The organism is Pseudobutyrivibrio sp. (genome assembly GCF_015057185.1).
In the GTDB taxonomy this organism is placed as follows: Bacteria; Bacillota; Clostridia; order Lachnospirales; family Lachnospiraceae; genus Pseudobutyrivibrio.
The window spans coordinates 1-9,460 of the sequence record NZ_SVEV01000057.1 but is presented as its reverse complement, the minus strand read 5'-3'; the positions used below and the strand labels follow the sequence as shown (position 1 = coordinate 9,460).

The following is a 9,460-nucleotide window of genomic DNA, read 5'->3' as shown; positions in this document are numbered from 1 at the left end:
CTTATTATAAAAAAATAAGTGCAGAAGTTAGAGTTAATTACTCTCTAACTACTACACTTTTATGGTACTAAAAGAGCAACCAATTACTTGGTTGCTCTCTTTTAAAAGATGCGGAAGGCGGGACTTGAACCCGCACGCTCGCAATGAGCACAAGATCCTTAGTCTTGCTCGTCTGCCAGTTCCGACACTTCCGCGAATTGCATGTGATTTTGTGCAACAAAATCATCTTGCCACGAACCGCTCTTTGCCGAAGGCAATCTCTAATGCGGTTCTTCCTTGTGTCCTGACGACAAAGAGTATATTATCAAAGGACCGTCCCTGAGTCAATAGTCAAATCAGAATTTTTCCATTATTTTTTCCACATTTTTTTGCCATTCTAAAATCCACTAAAAATAAAGCAAAAATAAAGCAGATAGGTTATACTAAAATAAGATGAAATTAGGGAGATAAAACATGACCTTTTCTGATTTGAACTTTATTTTTAGATTGTTACCAATCTTTTTGATTATATATTATTTGACACCTTCAAAATTTCGCCCATGGACACTGCTAGCAGGCAGCTTGGGCTTTTACTATCTTAATGAGCCTAGGCTTATTGTCGCCATTTTTGCTATGACCATTTTTAACTGGTGTATTGCCAAGGTTAATGCTAGGAAAAAGTGGAAATGGCTATTATTTCTAATAATAGTTATAGACCTCAGTGGGATGGTATTTTTTAAGACAAGTGGACTGCTAAAGCTTGGAATTGTCATACCCCTTGGCATGAGCTATTTTGTATTCAAGCTCATTTCTTACCAGATAGATTTATTTAAAGGCAAGATTGAGAAGGTTTCCTTTTGCAATTTAACAAACTATTGTCTGATGTTTCCACAAATTATTGCAGGACCTATTGCTCGATATGATTATTTGACTGCAAATACTGTATGGACCAAATCTTCTGAAAAGCTTTCCCAGAGAGTTTATTCCGTTCTTACAAAGATAGAAGAAGGACTAAAACTTTTCGTTGCAGGGCTATTTATGAAAATCATATTAGCTGATCATTTGGCTATTTTGTGGAATGACATCAAAACAATTGGGTATGAGAGTATTTCCACTCCATTGGCATGGCTGGGAGCTTATTCCTATTCTCTGGAATTGTATTTTGATTTTTGGGGATATTCTCTTATGGCAGCTGGTGTGGGAATCATGCTTGGTTTTCCATTTATTAGCAACTTCGATCAACCATATTTTTCAGGCTCCATCTCGGAGTTCTACAGAAGATGGCATAGCACATTAGGATTGTGGTTCAGAGACTATGTGTATTTCCTATTGGGAGGCAATCGAAAGGGCAGTTGGCGCACCGCTTTTAACATTATGATGGTCTGGTTATGTACAGGCCTTTGGCATGGCTTTACCCTTAATTTCCTAATCTGGGCAGGTGTTCTCTGCATAGTAATTTTAATTGAAAAATTTGTACTTATGAAATGGTCTTTGGCCTATAAAATAATTGGACGATTTAATGTATTGTTTATTATTCCTATCACATGGGTTGTATTTGCAATTTCATCATTAAAGAACCTTAGGATTTATCTTCTTAGAATGTTCCCAGTGGTAGATGTGAGCATAGCAGTCAATTCATCAGATTATATTAAAGCATTTATAAATTATGGAGTATATCTGGGGCTGGCACTATTTTTCGCGTTGCCATTTGTTTCTTCTATTTACAAGAAGCACAAGGATAGCATTCTAATAACATTGATTTTGTTTGTAATGTTTTGGGTTACCATTTTTAGCTTGGCAAATTCTTCAGGTAATCCATTTATGTATCTTAGATTTTAACTATAGGGAAGTGTATGAAAGTAAAAGGTTTTCTACTTTTAATATTATTAGTAATAAGTAGCATTGGTTTCTCTGTGCTGGGATTCGTCTTTAGAGACGGGATTTATGCTAGGTATAAACAAGCTTATCTGGATGCGCCTGTACTTACAGAGGTGTTCAACGGAGTGGCAGATGCTGTATATCCATGGTCCCAGGAAAAGCCAGTGCAGGTGGCTGTTAGTGTGCCAAAGGTACCAAAGAACGAGCAGACAGCACAAAAGGTACCAGTTGTAAAAACGAGACAATATACAACTGTAGATGATTCATATTTTGATGACGCTTTGTTTATTGGCGATTCTAGAATGGTTGGATTGTCTGAGTATTGTCAGGAGTTGGACGATAGAGCTACATTTTATGCCAAGAAATCCTTGACTATTTATGACATAAAAGAAAAGGCTTGGATCAAAACAGAGGATGGTAGCAAAATTACTCTTTGGCAGGCATTAGAAGGACAACAATTCTCGAAGATTTATATTATGGTGGGAATTAATGAGCTTGGAACAGGAGATGAGAACTATTTCAAGGATGCTTACCAAGAAGTTATAAACATGCTTAGACAGGCCCAGCCAAACGCTGTCATATTTATAAATAGTATTATGCATGTTAGCGGCGAGAAAAATGAGAACGATGCTCTTTACAACAACACTAATATCAACATTAGAAATGCTGCTATAAAAGAATTGGCTGATGGTCAGAATGTTTTCTACATAAATATCAACGAAGCTGTTGATGATGAGGAAGGTAACCTTAATTCAGAATGGACCTCCGACGGCATTCATTTAAAGGGTGCCAACTACGAACCTTGGCATGAATATTTGCTTAGTCATGGCATTTTAACGGATGAGTAAAGGTGTCAGAACTTTCTGATTTATCGAGCTAAAGTGCGTCACTTTAATTTACCCAAAACCGTTGACGTATGGCGGTTCCTTTGCTATTATACTTCTTGTCGTTAGACACAAGGAAGAACCGCATTAGAGATTGCCTTCGGCAAAGAGCGGTTCGTGGCAAGATGATTTTGTTACACAAAATCATATGCAATTTGCGGAAGTGTCGGAACTGGCAGACGAGCAAGACTAAGGATCTTGTGCTCATTGCGAGCGTGCGGGTTCAAGTCCCGCCTTCCGCATTAAATGAAATTTTTGAGAAAAGCTTGAGAATCTTGTATTCTTGAGCTTTTTTCTTTTGTAAAATCTATTAGATTCTTTGATTCCGCTTGGTTCCGTTGACTAGTTCCGTTAAAACTATCCCATTTCTGTCTAATATCATCTAAGTAGTCATCCGCTCTAGCAAATGAATAATATTTCAAATTCGTATCTACAGAATGTCCTAACAATCTTGCACGCTCAGTTGCAGGTAACCCCATTGGAATAAACACATAAGAATTCAATGCCATTCTAAAAGCGTGATTATTACTCAAGCGTAAACCTAGACCAGTTGTACCTCTTGACTTATCGCCTTTACATAATTTGTAAAGAGATTCAGAATAAGCAACTGTTGTAGTCCATTCGCCGTTTTCACGAGCAAAAACCCACTCTGTTTTTATTCCAAGCTTGTTTTGTTTTTCTTTCAGTTCGGTAAGAATTTCTTTGATATTTTGGCTAAGTGGTATATATCTACCATTTTGGCTTATACCTTTTTCATTCTTGGTAGTTGGATTATAGTAATATACTTTTTTACCATCTCTCAATTCATCATTTTGCTGTGAATGAATATGTACCCTATCGTAGTAAATATCAGACCATTTAAGGGAAGGTATTTCTCCTTCACGTACACCAGTCTCAATTGCAAAAAGAATCGCATAGCCGTTGACATCATATTTTAATCTTTCTACACGTTCCCATAGAGTTTTCTTGATAAGTTCAATCTCAAAAGGTTGAAATGCTTTGTCCTCTGGGTTACGAGGATTATCAACACAATTCTTATTGAATGCTCGATTCTTTTTAGGAACAGGATTTGTGGAAATATATTGTCTTTCAGGGTCAACAGCATAATCAAATGCTAGATTTAAAACGCCTTTAAATCTGTAAAAGCTTTTCTTAGTAGGTCTCAATTCGGACGTTGTTGTTTGGATATATTCTTTTACCATAGATGGTGTTATTTTTCTTATATCCATAGAGCCAAATTCATCGGTTATAAATCTTTTATAAGAGGTGTTGTAATCTCTGATTGTTTTTTCTTTTGGTGCTTCTGTTCTTACTTTTTCATCTAAGGCTGATAAGAATATCGCTCTAAAAGAATAATCTATAGTTCCGTTGAAATAATAATTATAGAGCTTATCTATCAGTATCTCTTTAGTCACTCCCTTCAATCGCTTTTTGCCATCAGGTAACCTTGTATAATAGTAATCCAACGGGTCCCCGTTAGTAGCAACATGATGGCTAATAGCATTTTTGTGATGCTGATTCACGTAATCGATTTTAGTCATAAGTTTAATTACCTCATCGGCATCTACATATTCGATTGTTCGTATTATACCATTCATGTCTATGACTGGCGATTTGTTTTTCAATTCCATATCAATGTAGATTAAAAGGGGAGACTAGCTCCCCGTTAGTTACAAATTAAAACGTTTTGCTTAATGATTTTCCCAAATCCTCATTTTTAATATCAAAGCCCTTAATTCTTATACCATCTTGATTTATGAAAACACCCTTTGCGTCTTTTGGTATAAGTTTTGATGCATCAGTTGAGTCTAGAATAATTCTTGAAAGAACTTCGTTAGCTCTACCACAAAGTCTGTAAGTCATATTACTTTTTATTTGACCATTTAAAATATCAGCATCTGGTCGTTGTGTTGATAGAATAAGATGGATTCCGACAGCACGACCCAGTCTGGCTATTTTTGATATATGACTTTCAATTTCTTTTATTTGTGTTTTTTCCTCTTTGTCCATTCCTGTTGTATCAAGAAGCTCTGTCAGTTCGTCGCAGGAGAATATAATTCGTTCGAGTTCTCCATCAATTATTGAATTAAATGAATCTATATCTTTACAACCATGCTCAGCAAATAATGTTAATCGGTTATCAAGTTCATTAACTATAATTCGCAGATTACTTATAACAGCCATTCTTTTGGTCATAAAGGTGCATTTTTCTTTCCATGTCTGTGTATAATCCACGCCAAGTTTAAAATCAGCGATATATACTTGATACCCTTTAGCAATACACTGTAAAAGAAGTTGTTTCAATAAGATTGTTTTTCCCGAGCCAGTCATGCCACCAATTAAAACATGGGCGTATGTATCTAAATTTAGAATGATATTTCCTCCAACAGATTGTCCTATAAGTAAATTGCATCCATCCAATAAATAATTACCTGACCAACGAATAGACTCATTCCAATCATATTTTCCAGAGTATGCCTTAACAATTATTTCATCATCCCTATTACCTGTTTTTATTTCTGATATAGTTATATTAAGAACATTTTCTATTTTCAGAAGATTATCTTCCCAAGCATCGTAAGCAATACCAGAGCTATCAAAGGTAAGAATCATTAATTCGCTAACTAAATATTTGTCTATTAGTATTGGATAAGAATCTACGCTGTTTTTAAATCCTATTTTCTCGAATCCTTTTCTATAAATCATTTCTGATATACCATTTCCCACAATAAAGATGATAAGAGTCATTCCTAATAGCCAAAATAAGAATATTCTTACTTTAATGCTAAAGGCTTCAAAACCTGTAGATATATCCGCTGATTGATACATTAAAAACACTATTACAATGTATACAAAATTAACAATTGCAAGCCTTTTTAGTATTCGATTATTACGACTAGTAGCTAAAATAAATCCTTTTATTCTAACAAGAATGCCATGGATTCTGTTTGTTGTATCCTGTGGAATCATTATATATTTCCTTGTTAATAAGAACCTGATGTGATGGTGAAATTTGATGAATTATTACATCAATTCTACGAAGAAAAGCTTCCCATGTTTTTCTATCATGTAAATACTCATAGTGATATTGTTCTATCAAAGGTATATTTGAGAGAATATAAACGTGAGTGTAGCAAGCTACACGATCACTATATCGAGCAGGTAGCATTAATGGATATTTATCCAAATAACTCAACATATCTGGTAATGGTATTTGAGAATGAAATTCTTCAAATACCATTACATCCTGGCCGTGATAGGCATCAAAAATAACTTTATCGCCTTTGTAAGAAGTTAATCTGCAAATGTCGCGTGGATTGTATTTCCCGTATATAGAATGAGTCTTTCCCGTTCCGGTATCACCATAAATATACGTAACGGTTATTTTTCTATTTTCTTTAGAAAATTTTTCTGAGAGAATTGTTTCCCTAAGTACATCAATATCTTTTACTTTAAATCCGAATTTAGGATTATTCTTTATAATTTCTGCCGTAGAATCCCCATTTTCAATTGATTCTAATAGCTGTGTCATTAGCGGAGCTTTTTCAGCTCTCTCAGAAGGAATAACACCGTATTCTTCGAATGTTCCCTCTATTGAAGTATCAGCCTTTGTTGTATTTTTCCATTTTCCAGTTTTGGCAACATACTCCTTATTTTCCATGCACGTACCGTAAGCTTTATCTATGTGCGCCGTTGGAAATTTATTTTTGATAGTTCCGAATCTAATAGGAGATTGTCTATATAAAAATATATGGGTATGCATCGTTCCTGTTAGTGCTATTTCATCACTTAAACAATAATAATCAGGAATTAAATCAATACATTTAGCATTGATGAATTCATGTGTAATGCCTTGTTCTTGAGGATTATTGATTGTAAGTAAATATTTTCGACTTTGTGAACTCTCTATCATATGTCCTCCTTTCGTACTTTGCTACATGCTACATAGATGCCAAAGGGTAATACTACCCTTTGGCATGTTGGGCAGGTTGAAGTCCTCGAGGACTTCAACGCTAGCCAACTTTATGAGCGTTCCTTTACCTTTATACCAGATGCAGATGCCCCAACATCATATGTTCCTGCTCTCCAATATATGAATACCTGTAACCCTTCAAAAGAAACATCAACATATGATTCTGGCTTTTCTATGAGTTGCTGACCTTCAATTTTTACACCTAGTTTGTCAAATCCAACATCAGGAAGAGCAACTATATATCTATAACCTTCAATCTCATTAGTTCGCTGACCGTTTGTATAGATGTAGCAAGGCACTACATCAACAAGTAACATTTTTTTGCCTAAACAATTTGCGTTAAGTTTTAAATTTGTAATTTGCATTATTTTAATGTCTCCTTCGTTATTTGTTGGTTCATGTCGACTTGAACTGTTATTGATGCTAACAATTAATTTAATAAATGTATGTACCTATTATTAGGTATTTACATTTACGAAAAAAGGACACCCATAGGTGTCCTGTATCTCAAAATAGAGCGTTTAATTCTTTTTGTTTTTGTTTACATAACAAAGTTTCTTTTAATGATACTCTTTCTCTTATACTCATTTTATTAAGATTATCTATGCTATATACTTTCCCTAAAAATTCTTTTAGAATGTTATATTCTAAATTGTTAAATGGAAAACCAGCTGCTTCAATTAATAACAGAGCATCGTAGTAATCATCAAGAATACCTATAGCAATTATCACTGCGTAGTATAGCGATAGATGATTTTTATCTCCTTTTAGTAGGCTATAAACATAATCAACCGATTCATGCCAATAAAAAGAAAAATCTTTTAAAAATAGGTTCATATGTTTACGTCCATATTTTTGAGTTAAAAGAACTCTCGAAATATATGAAAGTTCATTTCGATAATTAGTTCTATATAAATTAAAGTCTTTCCCCTTATTTTGTATCTCCTTTTTATGTTTTTGATATTCACGCTCGGAATAAGTTATTTCCGGCACGGAAAATCGAAAAAATTGATGGTATTGCTAAATTGATAATAAATTGTTGTAATGAGTAAAATGCTATTTTAATAGCACATAACAAAGAATTTATCATAGGCATCCACCTCCTTATGAAATACATGCAGTTAATAATTAATAAACGTAGGATAGCAATACCATAAAATAAAGTAGTATTAAATTGTATCTCCAAAAAGTGAAAAAATGGGCAGAATAACCCTGTTTGATTGAGATTCTATAGTTCGTTCAACTATTTGATAATGTGATTATATCAGAAGTAAAGTTTAAAACAATAGTTTATTTTAAATTTTGTATAGCAAACTCGAGACATTGAATAACAACCTTGTTTAATGATGTATTATTATCCTTAGCTTCAGATTCTAAACGCTCGATTATCTCATCTGGAAGTCTAAAAGTTTTATTTGTATATGAAGTGTATTCTTTCTTTATCTCTAACATATTGTTGTCTCCTGTATTTACAACTATTTTATGCTGTTATTAACACGGAATATATATTAGAAATATATGATATTTATAATATAAAACTCTTGTGTATTGCAAATTATTAAAGTATATTGTGTTAGGCAATAAATTTTATACTTCGGAGGAATGACAAAATGAAAAGTCTCAATATGAAAGGTTCAATAAGGAAAAAAATAATTATTGGAACGATAATATTAGTAGTTTTACTAATATGTTTATTTATGATTTTTAATTCTAAACCATCAGAAAAAGCTATACGTGAAGATATTCTAAACTCTGATTTTTGTATGGAACGTGATTTTGATACAATAACTAGTTTTGAAATAAAACGCAGTTTAAAAGAAGGAAAAAGACGTTATTATGATGTCCACGCTACTCTTAAAAGTAGTTCTGAAACTCTTAATACAGATTTAGAATTATCCTATGTCAAATATGAACAGGGATGGCAAATAAATTCTATTCATACTAATAACGAAGAATGGCTTTTAACTGGAAATCTCGCAAATAAAGTTGCTGAAGATTTAATTTACGATGCAAGTGAACCAATATATTGGTTTAGAAAATTACATAGAAATGATGATGCAGTTTGTGATTATGAAGTATTATCATCTGAGACAAACACAAAAAATCAAGAAGTAACTATTACATACAACATGTTTTATGAAGCTGAGTACGGAAAAGGTTATAATACCTTTGAGGAAACTTTTAAATATTCAAATGGATGTCTAATTAGCAACGAAGATGTTACAAAAATTGATTATTCGCTTGACCTAAATCCGGATGCATTAATAGGAATAACAGTAGATAGTCCTGGTACAAAGAGTAGTCCGGTTAAAATTACAAATATCGAAATAACTAGTGACTCGAATGCTGAATTAACATTTGAATATAAAAATGAAATATACACACGCAAAGGAAAACTTGAATGTGGACCTTCATCTACTGAACATGCATATTATAGATTTATCTTTTCAAAAAAATACGGTTTGGATATTAGCGGTTATGTAGTATCATTCATATCGAGATAACTAGTTTATTTTTTTAAACTCATATTGACGTTCCGTAACTGGCTCTTTATGATTAACCGATTATGTAGATGCCTTATTCTATAGTATTTTTTAAAGGTGGAAACCTATTCAAGTCCCGCCTTCCGCATCAAAAGGAAATGAAAAAGAGTTCAGCTTTTGCTGGACTCTTTTTAGTACCATAAAAGTGTAGTAGTTAGAGAGTAATTAACTCTAACTTCTGCACTTATTTTTTTATAATAAGG

Annotated in this window: 9 protein-coding genes and 2 tRNA genes; 4 read left to right on the top strand and 7 right to left on the bottom strand. The window is 33.4% G+C overall.

Features of this window, described 5'->3' with window-relative positions:
- Positions 1-109: 109 nt before the first annotated feature.
- Positions 110-194 (bottom strand) — tRNA-Leu (locus E7276_RS14940).
- A gap of 259 nt (positions 195-453) precedes the next feature.
- On the opposite strand from E7276_RS14940, the gene E7276_RS14935 reads away from it, so the two are divergent.
- The 3 genes from E7276_RS14935 to E7276_RS14925 all read left to right on the top strand — a co-directional run bounded on the left by E7276_RS14935 (position 454) and on the right by E7276_RS14925 (position 2,983).
- Positions 454-1,818, top strand: coding sequence for an MBOAT family O-acyltransferase (locus E7276_RS14935; protein WP_294219351.1), 1,365 nt, complete (start codon positions 454-456; stop codon positions 1,816-1,818).
- A 14-nt stretch (positions 1,819-1,832) separates the two neighbouring features.
- Complete coding sequence (locus tag E7276_RS14930; RefSeq protein ID WP_294219349.1) at positions 1,833-2,705, top strand: GDSL-type esterase/lipase family protein; 873 nt, start codon at positions 1,833-1,835, stop codon at positions 2,703-2,705.
- 193 nt (positions 2,706-2,898) lie between these two features.
- Positions 2,899-2,983 (top strand) — tRNA-Leu (locus tag E7276_RS14925).
- Here E7276_RS14925 and E7276_RS14920 read toward each other — a convergent pair.
- From E7276_RS14920 to E7276_RS14895, 6 genes are all read right to left on the bottom strand, one after another.
- The gene (locus E7276_RS14920; protein WP_294219346.1) at positions 2,984-4,282 is read right to left on the bottom strand and encodes a tyrosine-type recombinase/integrase; all 1,299 of its coding nucleotides are present in this window, start codon (positions 4,280-4,282) and stop codon (positions 2,984-2,986) included. It lies immediately after the preceding tRNA gene.
- 136 nt (positions 4,283-4,418) lie between these two features.
- Positions 4,419-5,711: an FtsK/SpoIIIE domain-containing protein gene (locus tag E7276_RS14915; RefSeq protein ID WP_294219344.1), complete on the bottom strand. Its 1,293-nt coding sequence runs from the start codon at positions 5,709-5,711 to the stop codon at positions 4,419-4,421.
- Positions 5,665-6,654 carry a viral replication protein gene (locus E7276_RS14910; RefSeq protein ID WP_294219343.1) on the bottom strand — a complete coding sequence of 330 codons (990 nt, stop codon included), beginning with the start codon at positions 6,652-6,654 and terminating at the stop codon, positions 5,665-5,667. The genes E7276_RS14915 and E7276_RS14910 overlap by 47 nt, the downstream gene beginning before the upstream one ends.
- Before the next feature lie 110 nt (positions 6,655-6,764).
- A complete protein-coding gene (locus E7276_RS14905; protein ID WP_294219341.1) occupies positions 6,765-7,079 on the bottom strand; it encodes a hypothetical protein in 315 nt (104 codons plus the stop codon).
- Between the two features lie 142 nt (positions 7,080-7,221).
- Positions 7,222-7,551 (bottom strand): hypothetical protein, encoded by a 330-nt coding sequence (locus E7276_RS14900; RefSeq protein ID WP_294219338.1) that lies wholly within the window; start codon positions 7,549-7,551, stop codon positions 7,222-7,224.
- A gap of 453 nt (positions 7,552-8,004) precedes the next feature.
- On the bottom strand, positions 8,005-8,166 hold the full coding sequence (locus tag E7276_RS14895) for a hypothetical protein (RefSeq protein WP_294219336.1): 162 nt from the start codon (positions 8,164-8,166) through the stop codon (positions 8,005-8,007).
- A gap of 158 nt (positions 8,167-8,324) precedes the next feature.
- On the opposite strand from E7276_RS14895, the gene E7276_RS14890 reads away from it, so the two are divergent.
- Positions 8,325-9,218, top strand: coding sequence for a hypothetical protein (locus E7276_RS14890; protein ID WP_294219335.1), 894 nt, complete (start codon positions 8,325-8,327; stop codon positions 9,216-9,218).
- The last annotated feature ends 242 nt before the right edge of the window (positions 9,219-9,460 follow it).